Annotated in this window: 18 protein-coding genes and 2 tRNA genes; 16 read left to right on the forward strand and 4 right to left on the reverse strand. The window is 58.9% G+C overall.

The annotated features are described in order from the left end of the window. Nucleotides 1–82: 82 nt before the first annotated feature. The 7 genes from ABH909_RS26360 (at nt 83) to ABH909_RS26390 (ending at nt 7,357) form a co-directional block, all read left to right on the forward strand. Complete coding sequence (locus ABH909_RS26360; protein ID WP_429438767.1) at nt 83–1,114, forward strand: ligase-associated DNA damage response exonuclease; 1,032 nt, start codon at nt 83–85, stop codon at nt 1,112–1,114. Further along, nucleotides 1,111–2,799 (forward strand): ATP-dependent DNA ligase, encoded by a 1,689-nt coding sequence (locus tag ABH909_RS26365; RefSeq protein WP_429438770.1) that lies wholly within the window; start codon nt 1,111–1,113, stop codon nt 2,797–2,799. The genes ABH909_RS26360 and ABH909_RS26365 overlap by 4 nt, the downstream gene beginning before the upstream one ends. Nucleotides 2,800–3,173: 374 nt before the next feature. Continuing rightward, a complete protein-coding gene (locus tag ABH909_RS26370) occupies nt 3,174–3,956 on the forward strand; it encodes a transporter substrate-binding domain-containing protein (RefSeq protein ID WP_095632420.1) in 783 nt (260 codons plus the stop codon). 56 nt (nt 3,957–4,012) lie between these two features. Beyond that, nucleotides 4,013–4,741, forward strand: coding sequence for an ABC transporter permease (locus ABH909_RS26375; RefSeq protein WP_095632421.1), 729 nt, complete (start codon nt 4,013–4,015; stop codon nt 4,739–4,741). Then, on the forward strand, nt 4,738–5,448 hold the full coding sequence (locus tag ABH909_RS26380) for an ABC transporter permease (protein ID WP_429438774.1): 711 nt from the start codon (nt 4,738–4,740) through the stop codon (nt 5,446–5,448). The genes ABH909_RS26375 and ABH909_RS26380 overlap by 4 nt, the downstream gene beginning before the upstream one ends. Before the next feature lie 12 nt (nt 5,449–5,460). Continuing rightward, a complete protein-coding gene (locus ABH909_RS26385; RefSeq protein WP_429438777.1) occupies nt 5,461–6,579 on the forward strand; it encodes a succinylglutamate desuccinylase/aspartoacylase family protein in 1,119 nt (372 codons plus the stop codon). 13 nt (nt 6,580–6,592) lie between these two features. After that, nucleotides 6,593–7,357, forward strand: a complete 765-nt coding sequence (locus ABH909_RS26390) for an ABC transporter ATP-binding protein (RefSeq protein ID WP_429438780.1) — start codon at nt 6,593–6,595, stop codon at nt 7,355–7,357. A 135-nt stretch (nt 7,358–7,492) separates the two neighbouring features. Here the strand turns inward: ABH909_RS26390 and ABH909_RS26395 are convergent, their stop codons facing one another. Continuing rightward, nucleotides 7,493–7,699, reverse strand: coding sequence for a hypothetical protein (locus ABH909_RS26395; protein ID WP_095632425.1), 207 nt, complete (start codon nt 7,697–7,699; stop codon nt 7,493–7,495). A gap of 107 nt (nt 7,700–7,806) precedes the next feature. Continuing rightward, on the reverse strand, nt 7,807–8,373 hold the full coding sequence (dcd, locus tag ABH909_RS26400; protein ID WP_007904652.1) for a dCTP deaminase: 567 nt from the start codon (nt 8,371–8,373) through the stop codon (nt 7,807–7,809). A 354-nt stretch (nt 8,374–8,727) separates the two neighbouring features. Here dcd and ABH909_RS26405 point away from each other — a divergent pair, with 354 nt between their 5' ends. Continuing rightward, nucleotides 8,728–8,937 (forward strand): cold-shock protein, encoded by a 210-nt coding sequence (locus tag ABH909_RS26405; RefSeq protein WP_002554837.1) that lies wholly within the window; start codon nt 8,728–8,730, stop codon nt 8,935–8,937. Between the two features lie 180 nt (nt 8,938–9,117). Here the strand turns inward: ABH909_RS26405 and ABH909_RS26410 are convergent, their stop codons facing one another. Further along, nucleotides 9,118–10,125 (reverse strand): DUF481 domain-containing protein, encoded by a 1,008-nt coding sequence (locus tag ABH909_RS26410; protein WP_429377889.1) that lies wholly within the window; start codon nt 10,123–10,125, stop codon nt 9,118–9,120. Between the two features lie 167 nt (nt 10,126–10,292). Between ABH909_RS26410 and ABH909_RS26415 the strand changes: the two genes are divergently transcribed. The 4 genes from ABH909_RS26415 (at nt 10,293) to ABH909_RS26430 (ending at nt 15,095) form a co-directional block, all read left to right on the forward strand. Continuing rightward, nucleotides 10,293–10,646, forward strand: a complete 354-nt coding sequence (locus ABH909_RS26415; protein WP_007940587.1) for an MGMT family protein — start codon at nt 10,293–10,295, stop codon at nt 10,644–10,646. A gap of 44 nt (nt 10,647–10,690) precedes the next feature. Beyond that, on the forward strand, nt 10,691–12,250 hold the full coding sequence (locus ABH909_RS26420; RefSeq protein WP_429438784.1) for an AmpG family muropeptide MFS transporter: 1,560 nt from the start codon (nt 10,691–10,693) through the stop codon (nt 12,248–12,250). A gap of 158 nt (nt 12,251–12,408) precedes the next feature. Beyond that, a complete protein-coding gene (locus ABH909_RS26425) occupies nt 12,409–14,124 on the forward strand; it encodes a proline--tRNA ligase (RefSeq protein ID WP_429438787.1) in 1,716 nt (571 codons plus the stop codon). A 17-nt stretch (nt 14,125–14,141) separates the two neighbouring features. Beyond that, nucleotides 14,142–15,095, forward strand: a complete 954-nt coding sequence (locus ABH909_RS26430) for a hypothetical protein (protein WP_429438790.1) — start codon at nt 14,142–14,144, stop codon at nt 15,093–15,095. 140 nt (nt 15,096–15,235) lie between these two features. Here ABH909_RS26430 and dinB read toward each other — a convergent pair whose 3' ends face one another. Beyond that, nucleotides 15,236–16,297: a DNA polymerase IV gene (dinB, locus tag ABH909_RS26435; RefSeq protein ID WP_429438792.1), complete on the reverse strand. Its 1,062-nt coding sequence runs from the start codon at nt 16,295–16,297 to the stop codon at nt 15,236–15,238. Nucleotides 16,298–16,596: 299 nt separating this feature from the next. On the opposite strand from dinB, the gene ABH909_RS26440 reads away from it, so the two are divergent. The 4 genes from ABH909_RS26440 (at nt 16,597) to ABH909_RS26455 (ending at nt 21,185) form a co-directional block, all read left to right on the forward strand. Further along, nucleotides 16,597–16,673: transfer RNA gene (locus tag ABH909_RS26440), tRNA-Met, on the forward strand. Nucleotides 16,674–16,894: 221 nt separating this feature from the next. Further along, nucleotides 16,895–16,971: transfer RNA gene (locus ABH909_RS26445), tRNA-Met, on the forward strand. A 276-nt stretch (nt 16,972–17,247) separates the two neighbouring features. Then, a complete protein-coding gene (gene mprF, locus ABH909_RS26450) occupies nt 17,248–19,890 on the forward strand; it encodes a bifunctional lysylphosphatidylglycerol flippase/synthetase MprF (RefSeq protein ID WP_429438795.1) in 2,643 nt (880 codons plus the stop codon). Then, on the forward strand, nt 19,890–21,185 hold the full coding sequence (locus ABH909_RS26455; protein ID WP_429438798.1) for an AcvB/VirJ family lysyl-phosphatidylglycerol hydrolase: 1,296 nt from the start codon (nt 19,890–19,892) through the stop codon (nt 21,183–21,185). Before mprF ends, ABH909_RS26455 begins: the two co-directional genes overlap by 1 nt. Nucleotides 21,186–21,235 lie beyond the last annotated feature (50 nt).

A 21,235-nucleotide genomic window follows, 5' to 3' on the forward strand; every position in this document is an offset into this window, starting at 1 on the left:
CTCCATTCTTCCCGAAAATAAATCGAACTTCTCGTTTCGCGCAAACCTCCTAGCTAACAGGCCTCTCCATTTGGGTAACAACATGGACCTTGTTATCGCTCGTCCTGAAGGTTTGTACTGTCCGCCCGGTGATTTCTATATCGACCCATGGCAGCCGGTCGAACGCTCGATCATCACCCACGCCCACAGCGACCATGCTCGCCATGGCAATCAACATTATCTGGCCGCGGCGCCGGGTGCAGGCATCCTGCGTGCGCGTCTGGGCCAGGACATCAACCTGCAAACCTTGCCTTATGGCGAGCCATTGCTGCACCGCGGTGTAAAACTGAGTTTTCACCCCGCGGGCCACGTACTCGGCTCCGCCCAGGTACGTCTGGAATATGGCGGAGAAGTCTGGGTCGCCTCGGGGGATTACAAGACCGAGCCCGATGGCACCTGTGCGCCATTCGAACCGGTGCGTTGCCATACGTTCATCACGGAATCGACGTTCGGCTTGCCGATTTACCGCTGGCAACCCCAGACGCAGATCTTTGCCGAGATCAATCAGTGGTGGCGGGCCAATGCGGCGGCCGACAAGACCAGCGTGCTGTTCTGCTATGTCTTCGGCAAGGCTCAACGGATTCTCCACGGCATCGATGCCAGCCTCGGCCCCATTCTGGTCCACGGCGCGGTTGAACCCATTAATCGGATTTATCGCCAGAGCGGCATTTATTTACCGCCAACGATCTATGCCGGCGACGTTAAAAAGCATGACCCGATGATGCGCAAGGCCCTGGTCCTCGCCCCTCCTTCAGCGGGTGCCAGCCCTTGGGTACGGCGTTTCGGTGATTACAGCGATGGCTTCGCCAGCGGTTGGATGCGCTTGCGCGGTACACGGCGCCGGCGCAGTGTGGACCGCGGTTTTGTGTTATCGGATCACGCCGACTGGCCCGGCCTGCTTTGGGCCATCGAACAAACCGGAGCCGAACGCGTGATCGTCACCCATGGTTCGATCGGGGTATTGGTGCGCTATCTGCGCGAACAAGGCCTCGATGCCATGAGTTTCAGCACCGAATATGGCGATGATGAAGAAACCACGGTCCTCGAACCCGAGAGCGCCGAGGTGCTGGCATGAAAGCCTTCGCCGACTTGTATGCCGAACTCGACGCCACCACCTCGAGCAATGCCAAACTGACGGCGATGCAGAGGTATTTCGCCCAGGCCGCGCCCGAAGATGCCGCCTGGGCGGTGTACTTTCTGTCCGGTGGGCGCCCTCGACAATTGGTGCCGGTACGAATGCTGCGGGAAATGGCCACAGCGTTTTCCGGGCTCTCACCCTGGTTGTTCGAAGAGAGTTATCAGGCCGTCGGTGATCTGGCGGAAACCATTTCGCTGGTGCTGCCCGAAATGTCCCACACCTCTACCGATGGCCTGGCCGTGTGGATTGAAGACAAACTGCTGCCGCTGCGTAACGCGCCCCCGCTGACCCTTGCAGAATCCTTGCCCGCGTTGTGGGCGCAACTGGATCGCCAAAGCCTGATGCTGTGCATCAAACTGATCACCGGCAGTTTCCGTGTCGGGGTCTCCAAATTGCTGGTTACCCGTGCCTTGGCGGCGATGGCCGGGCTCGACAGCAAACGCGTGGCCCAGCGGCTGGTGGGTTACACCGATTTGTCTAACCGCCCAAGCGCCGCCAGTTACCTGAAGCTGATCGCCCCCGAATCACCCAATGAGCATGCCCAACGGGGTGGTCAGCCCTACCCGTTTTTCCTCGCCCATGCGTTGTCGCACCCGGTTGAACAATTCGAAACCCTGCTCGGACCGGCCAGCCAATGGCAAGTGGAATGGAAGTGGGACGGCATCCGCGCGCAAGTGGTCAAGCGTGACGGGCGCTTGTGGATCTGGTCGCGGGGTGAAGAATTGGTGAGTGAGCGTTTTCCCGAACTGGACAGCCTGGTTCATGGCTTACCCGACGGCACGGTGATCGACGGCGAAATCGTTGCCTGGAAAGCCGCACAACCACGCACCGAGGATGCCTTCGATCCGCAATCGCCGTCGTCACCCGCCGTGCAACCCTTCGCGCTGTTGCAACAGCGGATCAGTCGAAGAATGCTGAGCAAGAAAATCCTCGATGAGGTGCCCGTGGTGATCATGGCCTATGACCTGCTGGAATGGCAGGGTGAGGATTGGCGTAACCAGACCCAAGCCACGCGCCGTGCTCAACTGGAACAACTCATCAAAACCTGCGCAAACCCGGTGTTACTGAGCTCGCCCGTGCTGAGCGGCGAAAACTGGTTCGACCTCGCCCGCCAGCGGGAAGCCTCCCGCAAATTGGGCGTCGAAGGCATGATGCTCAAGGCCCGCGATGCGCTGTATGGCGTCGGGCGGACCAAGGACATGGGCGTGTGGTGGAAATGGAAAGTCGACCCGTTCAGTGTCGATGCGGTGCTGATCTACGCCCAGCAGGGCCATGGCCGCCGGGCGAGTCTCTACACTGATTACACCTTCGCGGTGTGGGACGGCCCACCCTCTGCCCGCGAACGCACGCTGGTGCCATTCGCCAAGGCCTACTCCGGATTGACTGACGAAGAAATGCGCCAGGTCGACAGCATCGTACGCAAGACCACCGTAGAAAAATTCGGACCGGTGAGCAGTGTGAAACCGACGTTGGTGTTTGAGTTGGGATTCGAGGGTATTGCCCTGTCGAAGCGGCATAAGAGCGGGATTGCGGTGCGGTTTCCGAGAATGCTGCGTTGGCGGCAGGACAAATCGGTGGAGGACGCTGACAACTTGGCGACGTTGCAGGATTTGCTCGCCTGACCTGATTTCTGTGTTGCACCAATGCAGGTCAGTAAAGTTGCAGAACCTGTGGGAGCGGGCTTGCTCGCGAAGGCGGTGTGTCCGGCAACATTAATGTTGACTGACACGCCCCCTTCGCGAGCAAGACCGCTCCCACATGGATTGTGGCTTAGCTGATCTGGCGGTGGGCTCCCATACTGCGCACCACCCTGGCGCATGGATCTGGCGATGCCCGTTTTCGTGCATAAAATCCCACACTGCCACTTCTTGTATTACCTTTTAAACGCTTGTTCGGGACTCTGGTTCGGAAATTGCTACTTTTAATAGGTCTTACGCTTTCCAGTAACAGTACTTCTGCGCCACAAGCGCTCATATTGGTTCTTAGGGATTGAATAATGAAAAAAGCATTGCTGACCCTTTCTGCACTGGCGTTGTGCGTAGCTGCCGGCTCCGCGCTGGCCAAGGAATACAAAGAATTGCGTTTTGGCGTTGACCCTTCTTACGCGCCGTTCGAGTCCAAAGCAGCCGACGGTAGCCTGGTAGGCTTCGACATCGACCTGGGCAATGCCATTTGCGCCGAGCTGAAGGTCAAGTGCAAATGGGTCGAAAGCGATTTCGACGGCATGATTCCGGGCTTGAAAGCCAATAAATTCGACGGTGTGATCTCTTCGATGACCGTCACCCCGGCCCGCGAAAAAGTCATCGACTTCTCCGACGAGCTGTTCTCCGGCCCAACCGCTTACGTATTCAAGAAAGGTTCCGGCCTGAGCGAAGATGTCGCTTCGCTGAAGGGCAAGACCGTCGGCTACGAGCAAGGCACCATCCAGGAAGCCTATGCCAAGGCCGTGCTGGACAAGGCGGGCGTGAAAACCCAGGCCTATCAGAACCAGGATCAGGTGTATTCCGACTTGACTTCCGGCCGTCTTGACGCAGCAATCCAGGACATGTTGCAAGCCGAATTGGGCTTCTTGAAGTCGCCAAAAGGCGAAGGCTACGAAGTCAGCAAGCCTGTGGACAGTGAACTGCTGCCATCCAAAACGGCGATCGGTATTAAGAAAGGTAACACCGAGCTGAAAGCGCTTTTGAATAAAGGTATCAAAGCGTTACACGACGATGGCACCTACGCCACCATTCAGAAGAAACACTTTGGCGATCTGAATCTGTATAGCGGCAAATAATGCCCGGCGCCCATTTCGCGATGGGCGCTTTTTTTATCCGATCAGGTTGCTGATTTATGTTCGAAAACCTATTACAAAGCCTGGGGCTCTCAGCCTTCAGCCTTCAGGGCTTCGGCCCGCTGCTGATGGAAGGCACCTGGATGACCATCCAATTAGCGGTGTTGTCACTGTTGCTGGCGGTATTGCTCGGCCTGCTCGGTGCCAGTGCCAAACTGTCAAAAGTCAAACTGATGCGCATACCGGCGCAGCTCTACACCACGCTGATTCGCGGGGTGCCCGACCTGGTACTGATGCTGCTGATTTTCTACAGCCTGCAGACCTGGCTGACCTCGTTTACCGATTTCATGGAGTGGGAATACATCGAAATCAACCCCTTCAGCGCCGGGGTCATCACCTTGGGCTTCATTTATGGCGCGTACTTCACTGAAACGTTTCGCGGAGCGATTCTCGCCGTACCGCGAGGCCAGGTCGAAGCCGCCACGGCCTATGGCCTCAAACGCGGTCAGCGTTTTCGTCTCGTGGTATTCCCGCAAATGATGCGCTTCGCCTTGCCAGGCATCGGTAACAACTGGATGGTGATGCTCAAGGCCACCGCGCTGGTCTCGATCATCGGCCTCGCCGATCTGGTCAAGGCCGCGCAGGACGCCGGCAAAAGTACTTACCAACTGTTCTACTTCCTCGTGCTTGCCGCATTGATCTACCTGCTGATCACTAGCGCCTCCAATGTCGTCCTGCGCTGGCTCGAACGCCGCTACGCCGCCGGTTCCCGGGAGGCCGTACGATGATCGAACTCTTGCAGGAATACTGGAAACCCTTCCTTTATACCGATGGCAACAACATCACGGGCCTGGCCATGACCCTGTGGCTGCTCAGCGCTTCGCTCTTCATCGGCTTTGTGGTCTCGATCCCGCTGTCTATCGCCAGGGTTTCGCCCAAAATTTATATCCGCTGGCCGGTGCAGTTTTATACCTATCTGTTTCGGGGCACGCCGCTGTATATCCAGCTACTGATTTGCTACACCGGCATCTACAGCCTGGCCTCCGTACGTGCCCAGCCGGTCCTCGATGCGTTCTTTCGCGATGCGATGAACTGCACGATCCTGGCTTTCGCCCTGAACACCTGCGCCTACACTACGGAGATCTTCGCCGGGGCGATTCGCAGCATGGCGCATGGTGAAGTCGAAGCGGCCAAGGCCTACGGTCTGACAGGCTGGAAGCTCTACGCCTACGTGATCATGCCGTCGGCCCTGCGTCGCTCGTTGCCTTATTACAGCAACGAAGTGATTCTGATGCTGCACTCGACCACCGTGGCGTTCACCGCGACCATCCCGGATGTCTTGAAAGTCGCTCGCGATGCAAACTCTGCGACCTTCATGACATTCCAGTCATTCGGCATTGCCGCGCTGATCTACCTGACCGTTACCTTTGCGCTGGTCGGCCTGTTCCGCCTCGCCGAACGCCGATGGCTGGCCTTCCTCGGCCCGACTCACTAGGACAACTCGTACATGCGCCACCAGATTCATGACCTGCTGGCCCCGCTGCCGGGGACCGTGCGACAGATTCACAGTTTCCACTTCGGCCCGTCGTCGGCCAAAGGCAAGGTTTACATCCAGTCCTCCCTGCATGCCGATGAGTTGCCCGGCATGTTAGTGGCCTGGCACCTCAAGCGACGTCTGGCGGAGCTGGAAGCCGCCGGCCATCTGCGCAGCGAAATTGTGCTGGTGCCCGTGGCCAACCCGGTCGGCCTGGAACAGGTGTTGATGGACGTTCCACTGGGCCGCTACGAGCTGGAAAGCGGGCAGAACTTCAATCGCTGGTTCGTCGACCTGAGTGAAGAAGTCGGCAACGAGATCGAAGGCCTGCTCGGCGACGATCCGCAACGTAACCTCGAACTGATCCGCGACAGCCTGCGCAAGGCGTTGGCGCGGCAGACCGCAGGCACTCAACTGCAATCCCAACGCCTGACCCTGCAACGGCTGGCCTGCGATGCAGACATGGTGCTGGACCTGCATTGCGATTTCGAAGCCGTGGCGCACCTTTACACCACACCCGAGGCATGGCCCCGGGTCGAGCCACTGGCGCGCTACATCGGTTCGGAAGCCAGCCTGCTGGCTACCGATTCGGGTGGCCAATCGTTCGATGAATGCTTCACCCTGCTCTGGTGGCAGTTAAGGGAGCGTTTCGGCGAGCAATTCGAAATTCCGCTGGGCAGTTTTTCAGTGACCGTCGAATTGCGCGGCCAGGGTGACGTCAATCACCCGCTGGCCAGCCTCGATTGCCAGGCGCTGATCGATTATCTGATTCATTTCGGCGCGATCGCCGGTGAGCCGGCGCCATTGCCCGAGCTACCCTACCCGGCGACACCGCTGGCCGGCGTCGAACCGGTGGCGACCCCGGTGGGCGGGCTGCTGGTGTTCACAGCCCTGCCCGGGGAATACCTGGAGGCCGGACAACTGATTGCCGAAATCATCGACCCGATCAATGATCGCGTCACCCCTGTTCATTGCACCGCCGCCGGGCTGATGTACGCCCGTTCGTTGCGGCGCATGGCCACTGCCGGCATGGTGATCGCCCACGTCGCGGGCATCGAAGCCTATCGCAGCGGCTACCTACTTTCGCCTTGAGGATGCATGCCCCATGTACAAACTGACCATTGAAGGCCTGCATAAAAGCTATGGCGATCATCAGGTGCTCAAAGGCGTTTCGCTCAAGGCCAAAACCGGCGACGTCATCAGTCTGATCGGCGCCAGCGGCTCGGGTAAAAGCACCTTTTTGCGCTGTATCAACTTTCTCGAACAACCCAACGACGGCGCCATGAGCCTGGATGGCCAGACGATCCGCATGATCCACGACCGCCACGGCATGCGCGTGGCCGATGCCGATGAGCTGCAGCGAATCCGCACCCGCCTGGCCATGGTGTTCCAGCACTTCAACCTGTGGAGCCACATGACGGTGCTGGAAAACATCACCATGGCCCCGCGCCGGGTCCTTGGTTGCAGCAAGCAAGAGGCCGAAGACCGTGCCCGACGTTACCTCGACAAGGTTGGCCTGGCGGCGCGCGTAGCAGATCAGTACCCGGCGTTCCTGTCGGGCGGCCAGCAACAACGGGTAGCCATTGCCCGCGCACTGGCCATGGAACCGGAGGTGATGCTGTTCGACGAACCGACCTCGGCGCTCGACCCGGAACTGGTAGGCGAAGTGCTCAAGGTGATTCAGGGCCTGGTCGAAGAAGGCCGGACCATGATCATGGTCACCCACGAAATGAGCTTCGCCCGCAAGGTATCGAGCCAGGTGCTGTTCCTGCATCAGGGGCTGGTGGAAGAGGAAGGCCCGCCGGAGGATGTGCTGGGCAACCCGAAGAGCGAGCGGTTGAAGCAGTTCCTCAGCGGCAACCTGAAATAAAAAAATCGCAGGTTCGCCCACCGCTACGGATCACTGTAGGAGCTGCCGAAGGCTGCGATCTTTTGATGTTGATTTTCAAGATCAAAAGATCGCAGCCTTCGGCAGCTCCTACGGTCGCAAGGTATCTGCTGGAACTCAGGCCACAGGCGCGGGCGGTGGCTTATCCGGCACGGTGGGCTCTCCGGGCTCTTTTGGCTCTTCATTGGGCGTGTCGGGATCTGGCTGAGTGGGGATGCCCCCTGCCATGACGGGCGGATGTGCCAACAAGGACCAGGCCAGTACGCCAACCTGATTGGGCTCAAGCCTTGCCAGTTCGGCACTTATTCGCGGATCGATCTTCATGAAGCACTCCTGAGCGATGGCCCGATCCGCCTTGCGCGAATCGGAGCAGTACATTCCATAGAGTGTACGCCCGCTCAGGAATTCCAACGGTTTGTCAGACGGCTGACTCAGGTACGCGGCAGGGTCACGCCACGCTGGCCCTGGTACTTGCCGCCACGGTCCTTGTAGGAGACTTCGCACTCTTCGTCCGACTCAAGGAACAACATCTGCGCCACGCCTTCGTTCGCATAGATTTTCGCCGGCAGATTGGTGGTGTTGGAGAATTCCAGGGTCACGTGACCTTCCCACTCAGGCTCGAGCGGCGTGACGTTGACGATGATGCCGCAACGCGCGTAAGTGCTTTTACCCAGGCAAATGGTCAATACATTACGCGGGATGCGGAAGTATTCGACGGTGCTGGCCAGAGCGAAGGAGTTCGGCGGAATGATGCACACGTCACTGTGGATGTCGACGAAGCTGCCAGCATCGAAGTTTTTCGGGTCGACGATCGCCGAATTAATGTTGGTAAACACCTTGAAGTGATTGGTGCAACGCACATCGTAGCCGTAGCTGGACACGCCGTAGGAGATCACGCGGCTATCGTCGCTGCCGCGCACCTGGCGCTCGACGAAGGGCTCGATCATGCCGTGCTCTTGCGCCATGCGGCGAATCCACTTGTCCGATTTGATGCTCATGGCGGGTGTCCTGAATAGCGAGGTGGAAAAATTCTGTCCGGCATCTTACCGGGCAGGCGCGCCGGGTTCAAAGTCCGGGAGATAATTCTCGCCAATCGCCCGTGAATCCTGGGTCGTCACCGCTATTCAATGCACCGTCAGTCATGAAAACAGAGAAACCTTCGCAAGAAACATTGGCACGTTCCGGAAAAAGGGTTAAGGTGGCGCCACTGTGCTGCTTGTGTCACTGAGAATCTCTACACGATATGTTGAATTTCGATCCAACCATCTACAAGAATTTTTCCTGCTCTTTGCACTCAGTCTCGGCCAGGGTTCTTCCTGCGTCGCAGTTATCTTTGTTCAAGGAGTTACACCATGTCTAATCGCCAAACCGGTACCGTTAAGTGGTTCAACGATGAAAAAGGCTTCGGCTTCATCACTCCACAATCCGGTGACGACCTGTTCGTTCACTTCAAAGCTATCCAATCCGACGGCTTCAAAAGCCTGAAAGAAGGCCAACAGGTTTCTTTCATCGCTACCCGCGGTCAGAAAGGCATGCAAGCTGAAGAAGTTCAAGTTATCTAACTTGTACTTGCTTTAGTAAAAGGCCCCGCCCTCAAAAGCGGGGCTTTTTTGTGCCTGTGTGTTTTTGCATGGCAAAAAAGATCGCAGCCTCGCTTCGCTCGACAGCTCCTACATTGATATGCGATCTCTGTAGGGGCTGTCGAGCGAAGCGAGGCTGCGATCTTTTGATCTTTCAGCGTGTTACCAGGTCACGCCAAACCCTGCGGTGTATCGGGTCTTGCTCAGGTCGGCCTCTTCGCTACCGCTGATGATGTCTTTCTCGGCCTTCAGGTTCAGCGACGCCCAATCGGTGACCTTGTAGCGCAGGCCGACCTCGGCATCGAGGGCGTAATCCGCCACGCCCGAGAGCGGCTTGCCAACCTCACCATTGGTGAAGAACTCGACCTTCTTGCCGATCAGGTAGCGGTTGTAGTCCCACTTCATTGCCAGGGAGTAGAAGTTTTCCTTGTTGCCGTTGGAATATTCGTAGTCCGTGTTGTTCAGCAGCGAGCCCAGGGAGAAGGCGCCGAGCTCGTTATCCCAGAATTGATAACCGGGGCCGGTACCGATGGTGCGCTGACGGGCGAGCTCTTCGACTTTGTCGCGCTTATAGTTCAAACGACCTTGCCAGAACCATTTCTCGGTAAGAAAACGGTCGAGGGCATACTCACCCCGCCAATTATCCGTGGTGACCACGTCATCCTGGAACTCGCGGTTGTACTCGCCTTCTGCCGTATGCCGCCATCTGCCATGGCGCGCACTGGTCTTGAAGTCGACGTCATAATCATCCGTGTCTTTTTCGGCACGCTGGTAATCGAGCGCCATATCGACATGCCCCTTCCAGACCAGATCCTCGACCACCGGTTTGGGCTTGAGCATCTGCTGGATACTGGCCAGCTCCACGGTCTTGGGGCCATCGCCGTTGGCCAGGGTGACTTTGCCGTCCTCTGCCGCGTGCAGCGACTTGGCCTTCTCACCGGTGTAGGCATCCTGTTTGACCAGCAGTTGCTGATCGCTTTCCAGGGTTTTGACCTGATTCCAGTCGATCGGAACCGCGCCCGCGTACTCGGTCTGAATCAGCAGCTTGCCACCATCGAACACGGTGATTTTGCCGCTCAATTTGTCACCGTTCTTCAACCAGACGGTATCGGCGAGCAAGGGAGTGGAAGCACTGACGACAGCGAGGCACAGCAAGGTTCTAGACAACATAAGCGAATCGAAGGCTCAACTTTGCGAAAAAAAGTCGGCATTATCCATAGGAATAAGGCCCTAGCAAGGACTGACCCGACTTTTTCTATTGAGTTCATTTCTCAATCGGCGATCCTGGATTTACTCTACAGACGGTCAATTGCGCATTTTTTCAGGAAACCCGGGACGTGACCGACTCAACCGCTGAAACCGAAAGCGCAGCGCAAATCCGACGCACGGCGCTCTACCTGACCCTGGCGCAAGTGCCCGAGGGCAAAGTCGTGAGTTACGGCCAGCTCGCCGAGCTCGCCGGACTGGGTCGTGCTGCCCGCTGGGTCGGGCGAACACTGAGCCAATTGCCCGGCGACACTAAACTTCCCTGGCATCGGGTACTGGGTGCCGGCGGTCGGATCAGCCTGCCTGTGGGCAGCCCTTCGGGGGATGAACAACGGGCCCGATTGCGCATGGAAGGCATCAGTGTCCTGAACAATCGTGTTGATATTCAGCGCCATGGGTGGCGCCCGGTAGAGCACAGCGGTTAGAGTGCGCGCTTTGTTTCCGTAATCCTTGAGGCAGACTCCAGCCCATGCCCCGTAAAACCTGGCGCGCCGCGCTCGCCGCCTATGCCAGCCCCTCGACGCTCGTGCTGTTGCTGCTTGGTTTCGCCGCCGGCTTGCCCTACATGCTGGTGTTTTCGACGCTTTCAGTCTGGCTGCGCGAGGCCGGTGTGGCCCGCGAAACCATCGGCTATGCAAGCCTGATCGGCCTGGCCTACGCCTTTAAATGGGTCTGGTCCCCGCTGCTCGACCAATGGCGCCTGCCATTTCTTGGCAAGCTTGGTCGACGACGCTCCTGGCTGGTATTGGCTCAGGCACTCGTTATCCTTGGCCTGATCGGCATGGGATTCTGCGACCCGCAAAAACACCTGTCCTGGTTGATCGCGATCGCCGTGGTCGTCGCCTTCGCCTCAGCGACGCAAGACATCGCCGTCGACGCTTATCGACTGGAAATCGCCGACGAAACCCGCCAAGCCGCGCTGGCGGCCAGTTACATGGCTGGTTATCGGGTCGCGGCCCTGCTGGCGACGGCCGGTGCATTGTTCTTCGCCGAAGGCTTCGGCTCCACTGGCTTCAACTATAAGCATGCGGCGTGGACCGGCACCTACGTGCTGTTCGGCGTCTTGATGGTCCCGGCGCTGCTGACCACCCTATTCATGCGCGAACCGCCGGTGCCTTTGCGCACTCAGTTGCAGGCCGGGCGCTACAGCTTTGTGCATCAATTGGCGTCGGTGTTCGTGTTGATCGTGTTGCTGGTGTCCGTACCGGCCATGTTCACCCAGCTCTACAACACTGACTTCGCCAGCGTACTGTTCGACGGCGTCAGCGTGCTCGACCTGCTGCTCGAAGACCGTGCGTTCCTGCGGGCGATCCTCTATATCACGCTTACCGGCCTGTGCCTGTCGGCCATGGGTCGCCGTGGCCTGGCTCCGGTGCTGACGCCGGTCAACGACTTCATCCTGCGTTACCGCTGGCAAGCCCTGCTGCTGCTCGGACTGATCGCCACCTATCGGATGTCCGATACGGTCATGGGCGTGATGGCCAACGTGTTTTACATCGACCAGGGGTTCACCAAGGATCAGATTGCCAGCGTCAGCAAGATTTTCGGCCTGATCATGACGCTGGTCGGCGCCGGCATGGGCGGCCTGCTGATCGTGCGCTTCGGTATTCTGCCTATCCTGTTCATTGGCGGCGTTGCATCGGCCGGTACCAACCTGCTGTTCCTGGTGCTTACGGATATGGGTGCCGATCTGCAGATGCTGATCGCCACCATCTCACTGGATAACTTCAGCTCGGGGCTGGCGACTTCAGCATTTGTCGCTTACCTGTCGAGCCTGACCAATCTCAAGTTCTCTGCCACCCAGTACGCCCTGCTCAGCTCGATCATGCTCCTGCTGCCCCGCCTCATCGGCGGCTACTCCGGGGTCATGGTGGAAAAGTTCGGCTATCACAACTTCTTCCTGATCACTGCCCTGCTGGGTGTTCCAACCTTGGTGTTGATCGCCTTGCACTGGTTCCAGGAAAATCGCCGAGCGGGCCCGACACCGACGCCGGAGCCGGTTCAGCCCCAAGTCGCGGAAGAATCGTAGGCATTTGAAAAATCGTAGTCACTTAATGCCAGAAGCATCACAGAGAGGGCAGATTTTCGTCCTCTGCGACACAGCCGGCCGCACGCCTGTACGCCAGCAGATCTCGCCCGTACAATGTTCCGTCATTTCTCGTCATCAGCAACCGACAACGGCCAACCATGCGCACCAGTCAATTTTTGCTCGCCACACAGAAAGAAACGCCTTCCGACGCGGTTGTCATCAGCCATCAGCTGATGCTGCGCGCCGGCATGATCCGCAAACTCGCCTCGGGCCTGTACACCTGGCTGCCCATGGGCTTGCGAGTGATGCGCAAGGTTGAAGCCATCGTGCGTGAAGAAATGAACGCCGCCGGCTCTCTCGAAGTGTTGATGCCGAGCACTCAACCGGCTGAACTGTGGCAGGAATCCGGTCGCTGGGAAGAATACGGCCCGGAATTGCTGCGCTTCAAGGATCGCCACGGTCGCGATTTCTGTGCCGGCCCGACTCACGAAGAAGTCATCACCGACCTGATGCGTAACGAGCTGAGCAGCTATAAACAGCTGCCGATCAACCTGTATCAGATCCAGACCAAATTCCGTGACGAAATCCGCCCACGCTTCGGTTTGATGCGCGGCCGCGAATTCATCATGAAGGACGCCTATTCGTTCCACGCTGATCAGGCTTCGCTGCAGATCACCTACGACCGCATGCACCAGGCGTACTGCAACGTGTTCACTCGCCTGGGCCTGAAGTTCCGCCCGGTTGAAGCCGACAACGGCTCGATCGGTGGTGCCGGCTCCCACGAGTTCCACGTGCTGGCCGAATCCGGTGAAGACGACATCGTCTTCAGCAACGGTTCCGACTACGCAGCGAACATCGAAAAGGCCGAAGCCGTACCGCGCGAAACCTCTCGTGCCGCGCCAACCGAAGAGCTGCGCCTGGTCGACACGCCGAACGCCAAGACCATTGCGCAACTGATCGAAGGCTTCAACCTGCCGATCGAAAAGACCATCAAGACCCTGGTGGTACACGCTGAAGAACAAGGCAAACTGATTGCCCTGATCATCCGTGGCGACCACGAGCTGAACGAAATCAAGGCCGCCAACCAGCCTGGCGTTGCCAGCCCGCTGGTCATGGCTTCCGAAGCTGAACTGCGCGACGCCATTGGCGCCGGCGCCGGTTCTCTTGGCCCGTTGAACCTGCCACTGCCCATCATCATCGACCGTTCCGTCGAGCTGATGAGCGACTTCGGCATCGGTGCCAACATCGACGACAAGCACTACTTCGGCGTGAACTGGGAACGTGATCTGCCGGTTCCGACCGTTGCCGACCTGCGTAATGTCGTGGCCGGTGATCCGAGCCCTGACGGCAAAGGCACCCTGGAAATCAAGCGCGGTATCGAAGTCGGGCACATCTTCCAGCTGGGCAACAAGTACAGCAAGGCGATGAAGTGCGAAGTGCTGGGCGAGAATGGCAAGCCGGTCACCCTGGAAATGGGCTGCTATGGCATTGGCGTATCCCGCGTGGTGGCAGCCGCCATCGAACAGAGCAACGACGAGAACGGAATCATCTGGAGCGATGCTCTGGCCCCGTTCCAGGTTGCCCTGGTTCCGTTGCGCTACGAAACCGAACAGGTTCGCGAAGCCACCGACAAACTCTACGCAGAACTGACTGCCGCCGGCTTCGAAGTGCTGCTGGACGACCGCGACAAGAAAACCAGCCCAGGCATCAAGTTCGCGGACATGGAGCTGATTGGCATTCCACACCGGATCGTGGTCAGTGACCGCGGCCTCGCCGACGGCAATCTGGAATACAAGAGCCGCACCGAGGCCGAGGCGCAAGCGCTGCCGGTCGCTGACGTGTTGTCTTTCCTCCAGGCCCGTATCCGCCGCTGACATCAGATAGAGACGTCATGTTCAAGCGAAACACCTTAGGCCTCGGTGGCGCCGCCCTGTGCGGCGCCCTGCTGGTCAGCGGCTGTGCCAATCAGATGTCACAACGCAACGAGCACGAGGAACGGGTCGAGCGCAAATTGCTCGATCACAGCCTGCAGATCGATGTCGGCGAGCCCAAGGTGCTCGAGTTGCCACAACGTCGGGTGAAGATCCACGAGCAGAAGACTTTCGAAGTCACCGAATTCGAAGTCACGCGTCACTATGATCGCTATACGCCTTATCAACCCTGGAGGGAGATCTACGAGATCCCGTTGGGTGCGGTGGCCGTGGTGGCCGGTGTCGGTGCGAACGTGGTCAACGTATTCGCCCTCGGCAATCTGTCGGACAGCGTGACGAAGGACTGGCTCAGCTATGGTTTCGCCGGGCTCAACCCATTCATGAACGCGCAGTCCCATGGTCGGGCGCAACAGAACCTGGCGGGTATCGACGAAGTCCAGCGCGACAAGCGCACGGAATACTCGAGCCTGCCATGGAGTGAGCGCCCGGTGCAGGTCAAGGCGGGCAAGAACACCTTCGAACTGACCACCGACCGTAACGGCGTGTTGCGCCTGAACCTGCTGGACAGCCCGTTCGCCGAACATGAGCTCAATCATCTGGGCAAGCTGCAAATCAGTGTCGAAGACAACAAGGACGATGTGCACACCGACTCGTCCCTGGCGATCAGCAGCAACTTGCGCGGCAAGCTGCTCGAAGCGCATGGATTGATTTACGACGACCTCGAAGACGACGAAGTGAGCCAGTGGGTACACCGGGTCAAACGTCTGTCGGAACTGGGCCTGGAAGAAGAAGCCAGCGAGCTGGAACAGAGCCTGATCGAACTGACCCGCAACGATCCCGAATTGCAGACCGAATTCCTCAAGTCATTGACCAAGGATGCCGGGCGACTGGTGGCGGATCCGGGGCCCAATTAAACGCTTGAAAGCTTCGCGAGCAAGCCCGCTCCCACATTGGTTTTGTGAACACCATAAATCCAATGTGGGAGCGGCGGTGCGACGATTCGACTTGCTCGCGAAGGCGTCATTACATTCACCACAACACCAAAATCCTGCCCCTACCGCTCAAACAACTCCATCTGCTCAAACCCGCCCCGTAAATCCTCCAGCCTCACACCAATCCCCAACAACCGCACCGGTTTCCCACCACGGTTAAAGGCTTGGGTCAGCAGCAATTGATAACTCCCCAGATCCCGCCCTGCCCCGGCCTGCTCCAACGTAGTCTGGGTAAAGTCATGAAATTTCACTTTGACGAACGGCTTGCCCGGCCGATAACTGCTGTCGATCCTAGCCATGCGACCATGCAGGGACTCCAGCAACTCGGGCAATTTATCCAGACAACTCACCAGATCCGGCAGGTCCACGTCGTAAGTGTTTTCGACACTGATCGATTGCCGCCGACTGTCGTTATGCACCAACCGCTCATCGATCCCACGGGCCAGGCTCCAGAGTCGCTCGCCGAAACTGCCGAATTCGCGCACCAGCGCCAACTTGTCCCATTCGCGTAAATGCGAGCAATCGACAATGCCGAGCCGGCCGAGTTTGTCGGCAGTCACTTTGCCAACGCCGTGCAATTTGCTCACCGGCAAACCACTGACAAAGTCTTCCACCTGATCCGGCGTGATCACGAACAGGCCGTTAGGCTTCTTCCAGTCGCTGGCGATTTTGGCGAGAAACTTGTTCGGCGCCACGCCGGCCGACACGGTGATGTGCAACTGGTTGGAGACACGGCGGCGAATGTCCTGGGCGATTCGCGTGGCGCTGCCGCCAAAATGCGCGCTGTCCGACACGTCGAGGTAGGCCTCATCCAGGGAAAGCGGCTCGATCAGGTCGGTGTAATCGCGAAAGATCGTATGAATTTCCTTCGATGCTTCTCGATAGGCCTCCATGCGCGGCTTGACGATGGTCAGGTCCGGACAGAGTTTCAAGGCATGCCCGGAAGACATGGCCGAGCGAACGCCATAAGCCCGCGCTTCATAGTTACAGGTGGCAATCACCCCCCGTCGATCCGCCGATCCGCCCACCGCCAACGGCTTACCGGCCAGGCGCGGATCGTCACGCATCTCGATGGCGGCGTAGAAGCAGTCACAATCGACGTGGATGATTTTTCGCAGCGTCATATAAAAGCAGTGTTCATGGCGAAGAAATGAGGTGTGGGTGCGTCATGCCGGCAGTATCTCACTGACACCTGTATATAGCACCAGTACCCTGAATCTTCTTTTTCCTTTGTAGGAAAAGTACCGGAGATTTATTTTCTCAATCGAAAGAGCACTCATGATAGAGCCGCAGGCCTTGCCCTGCCTGCGTTCCAGACCGATTGACCGTGCCTTTTTACACCTAAGCGCTTGAACAGGAACAGGTTTTACCGAGATTGAAGGTTGACAGTCCTGCGATCCTCTGTAGAATGCCGACACACAGACGCGGGATGGAGCAGTCTGGTAGCTCGTCGGGCTCATAACCCGAAGGTCGTCGGTTCAAATCCGGCTCCCGCAACCAAACATCAAAAAAGGCTACTCGAAAGAGTGGCCTTTTTTGTGCGTGCCTGTTTTGTAAAAAATCAGCGGTCCATGCCTTACCGCACAGAAACAAGAAATCGTTCTGATTCCGAAACTTAGGTCTCCCCTTCGACCATTCGCCGTCGGTTTGAACTTATTTGAGCCATACTGGGATTAACGGTTGACACTGGGGCGTTCGCCTGTAGAATGCCGCCACACAGACGCGGGATGGAGCAGTCTGGTAGCTCGTCGGGCTCATAACCCGAAGGTCGTCGGTTCAAATCCGGCTCCCGCAACCAAACATCAAAAAAGGCTACTCGAAAGAGTGGCCTTTTTTGTGTCTGTTGAAAAAGACCTTTCGCAACAATGATCTGTCACCGTGTAGTGAGCCGTTCGGGATCGCCAGACTGTGAGTTCAAAAGCAGAATGAACCACAGGCGCAAGCCTCTACGACTGATGACGCGCTATCGCCGGCATTCGGTGAGTCGTTAATATTTGTAATTATTTTTTTCCGCAGGGATTGGTAACTTGGCTGGATACCTCCATCCTGTCGCGCACAATCCAAGAGGTGATTGATGCGCGCCAACTCGTCTGATTCACAAGACACTGTCACAGCGACACAACCGATCAAAGCCGAACGTTTACGCTTGCTGGATCGAATCAGCAAATATCGCCAACCCATCGGGCTGGCAGTCACTTTGCTCTTGTTCGCCATCGCGCTGATTGCCTGTCGTCACCTGCTGAGCGAACTCGATCTGTACGCGCTGCACGACTCGATTCTGGAAGTGCCGAAACCGGCCTTGCTGGGCGCGCTCGGCGCGACCGTTATCGGTTTCATCATTCTGCTGGGTTACGAATGGTCGGCCAGCCGTTATGCCGGCGTGACGCTGGCGCCGCGAATATTGGCATTGGGCGGCTTCACCGCATTTGCCATTGGCAACGCCATCGGCCTGTCGCTGCTGTCAGGCGGCTCGGTTCGCTACCGTTTATATGCTCGTCATGGTGTGGGGGCTTCGGAAGTCGCGCGCATGACCTTGTTTGCCAGCCTCTCGCTCGGCTGCGCCCTTCCGCCCCTGGCCGCCCTCGCCACCCTCAGCAACCTGCCCGCCGCCTCCGTGGCCCTGGGTTTCTCCGAGACGTTGCTGGGTGCGATTGCCGTGGCCGTGCTGCTGCTCTCAATAGTGCTGGCCATCGGCATCTATCGCCGCCGCTTGCCGGAACAGCCTTATCCCGACAACCTGCTGGTCAAGGTCGGTCGCCGCACCTTGCGCCTGCCGGGTCGCCGCCTGACGTTCCTGCAACTGGTCATCACCGCCCTGGACGTGGCCGCCGCCGCGACCGTGCTCTATCTGTTGCTGCCGGAAGCGCCACCCTTCAGTGCGTTCCTGCTGGTCTATCTATTGGCCCTGGCCGCTGGCGTGCTCAGCCATGTACCGGGTGGTGTCGGGGTGTTCGAAGCGATTTTGCTCGCGGCCTTCGCCGACAAGCTCGGCGCCGCGCCACTGGCCGCCGCGCTGCTGCTCTATCGTCTGATCTACGTGGTGTTGCCGCTGCTGGTGGCGTGCGTACTGCTGCTGGTCAACGAAGGCCAGCGCCTGTTTCAATCGCGCCAGTCGTTGCGTGCGGCCTCTGGCCTGGCCGCGCCGATTCTGGCGGTGCTGGTGTTCCTGTCCGGCGTGGTGCTGCTGTTTTCCGGCGTGACGCCGGAGATCGATACCCGTCTTGAACACATCGGCTTTCTGATCCCGCATCGCTTGGTTGACGCCTCGCACTTCGGCGCCAGCCTTGTAGGCGTGCTCTGCCTGCTGCTGGCTCAGGGGCTGCGTCGCCGCCTGTCAGCCGCGTGGATGCTGACCACCATTCTGTTGTTGGTCGGCGCCCTGCTCTCTCTGCTCAAAGGCTTTGACTGGGAAGAGGCTTGCCTGATGACCCTGACCGCGAGTTTGCTGGGGGTTTTCCGGCGTTCGTTCTATCGCCCCAGTCGCCTGACCGAAGTGCCGTTTTCGCCGCTGTACCTGGTGGCAAGCCTGTGCGTACTCGGCGCATCGATCTGGTTGCTGCTGTTCGCCTATCAGGACGTTCCCTATAGCCATCAACTCTGGTGGCAGTTCACCCTCGATGCCGATGCCCCACGTGGCCTGCGCTCGCTGCTCGGCGCCGCGGTCCTGCTGGTGGTGGTGTCCCTGACCTGGCTGCTGCGCACCGCGCGCCCGGTGATCCATCTGCCAACGCCCGATGAACTGGACCGCGCCGTAAAGATTCTCATGGCCTCGTCCCAACCGGATGGGGGCCTGGCGCTGACCGGTGACAAGGCGCTGCTGTTTCACCCCAACGACGAGGCGTTTCTGATGTACGCCCGCCGTGGTCGCAGCCTGGTGGCGTTGTATGACCCTATCGGCCCGAGCCAGCAGCGGGCGGAAATGATCTGGCAGTTCCGCGACCTCTGCGATATCCACCACGCCCGCCCTGTGTTCTATCAAGTGCGTGCCGAGAACCTGCCGTATTACATGGACATCGGCCTGACCGCGATCAAGCTCGGCGAAGAAGCCCGGGTCGATCTGCACCGCTTTGATCTCGAAGCCAAGGGCAAAGAGATGAAGGACCTGCGCTACACCTGGAACCGCGGCACCCGTGATGGCCTGTCGCTGGAAATCCATGAGCCGGGGCAAGCGCCGATGAATGAACTCAAGGCTATTTCGGACGCCTGGCTGACCGGCAAGAACGTGCGCGAGAAAGGCTTCTCGCTCGGCCGTTTCAGTGATGATTACCTCAAGCACTTCCGCGTCGCGGTGATTCGTTTCGAAGGGCGCCCGGTAGCGTTCGCCAACCTGCTCGAGACCTACGGCCATGAACTGGCCAGCCTCGACCTGATGCGCGCGCACCCCGACGCCCCCAAGCTGACCATGGAATTCATGATGGTCGGCCTGATTCAACATTATAAAAATCATGGATACGCGCGCTTCAGCCTGGGCATGGTGCCGTTGTCGGGGTTGCAACCCCGGCGCGGCGCACCACTGACCCAGCGCCTGGGCTCGATGGTATTCCGCCGTGGTGAGCAGCTGTACAACTTCCAAGGTTTGCGCCGCTTCAAAGACAAATTCCAGCCCGACTGGGAACCCCGCTATATGGCCGTGCCCGCCGGACTCGATCCGCTGGTGGCCCTGGCCGACACTGCCGCCCTGATTGCAGGCGGCTTGACTGGATTGGTGAAACGCTGATGATTCAACGCTCCCTGCGGTATGTACTGGCCACACTGGTAGTGCTGGCCCTGATGGTCGGCGGCGGTTACTGGTACCTGAAACGCCCGGCCCCAGAACCGACCCTCGAACTGCTGACGCCGGCCGATGGCGCCGCGATGACCCGCGTCATCCCCGGCAACACGCCGCGCGCCCAGGTGCTGGTGGCGGTCAATGAAGAGCAGAAGCTCAGCGACAAACAATTGCTGACCCTGAGCCGCAGCGGCTCGGCGCAGATCGTCCAGGTGATCCTGCCCAAGGACTGCATCCTGCAAGGTCACGCCTTGCAAGCAGGCCTCAAGCAACTCAAAGGCCCGGCAACCCTGGTCAGCGGCATCGGCCCTGGCGCCGTGCTGGCGTGGCGCTGGCTGGCCGAGCAGAAGGACGACAAGGCCCAGGCCATTTCGGTTGACCTGGCCCTGGAAAAACCCGGCTGCACGCACCTGCTGCCAAAAACCGCCGCTCATGGCCATTGGCTGGTGGCCTGGAACGACAACCCCGACGACACCAGCGCCGGCTTCGTGCGTGACCAGCCAAACGCCGAAACCAGCATCAGCGACTACGACATCAACCTGCCGCAAGTGCTGAACAACGAACTGCGCAAAATCCTCGTCGGTGGCGATAAAGCCGCTGGTGGCCTGCAGATCCCGGTGGTCGAAGTCCCGGCCGGTCAAGCCAAGGACACCGTTACCCTGTTCCTTTCCGGCGACGGCGGCTGGCGCGACCTGGACCGTGATGTAGCCGGCGAGATGGCCAAGATCGGCTACCCGGTGGTCGGCATCGACACCCTGCGCTACTACTGGCAACACAAAAGCCCGGAACAGAGCGCGCTGGACCTGACCGAACTGATGCAGCACTACCGGCAGAAATGGGGCACCAAGCGCTTCATCCTGACCGGTTACTCATTCGGCGCCGACGTATTGCCCGCCATCTACAACCGCCTGCCGGAAGCGGAGCAGCAGCGCGTCGACGCAATCATCCTGCTGGCCTTCGCCCGCACCGGCAGCTTCGAAATCGAAGTCGAAGGCTGGCTCGGCAACGCCGGCAAAGAAGCCGCCACCGGCCCGGAAATGGCCAAGCTGCCCCCCGCAAAAGTGGTGTGCATCTATGGTGAAGAAGAAGTCGACGAAAGCGGCTGCACCGACAAGACCGCCGTAGGCGAAGCGATGAAACTGCCTGGCGGCCATCACTTCGACGAGAACTACCCGGCATTGGCCCGGCGGTTGGTGGATGTGATCGAGAAGCGTCAAGCGAAGGAAACGACTGCTCAGGAGTGAGCTGAGTCCCGCCTACGAAAAAGCCCCCGCGGCCTTGAGGTTGCGGGGGC

Origin of the sequence: Pseudomonas sp. BS3782 TE3695 (assembly GCF_050435305.1) — a bacterium.
Taxonomy (GTDB): domain Bacteria; phylum Pseudomonadota; class Gammaproteobacteria; order Pseudomonadales; family Pseudomonadaceae; genus Aquipseudomonas.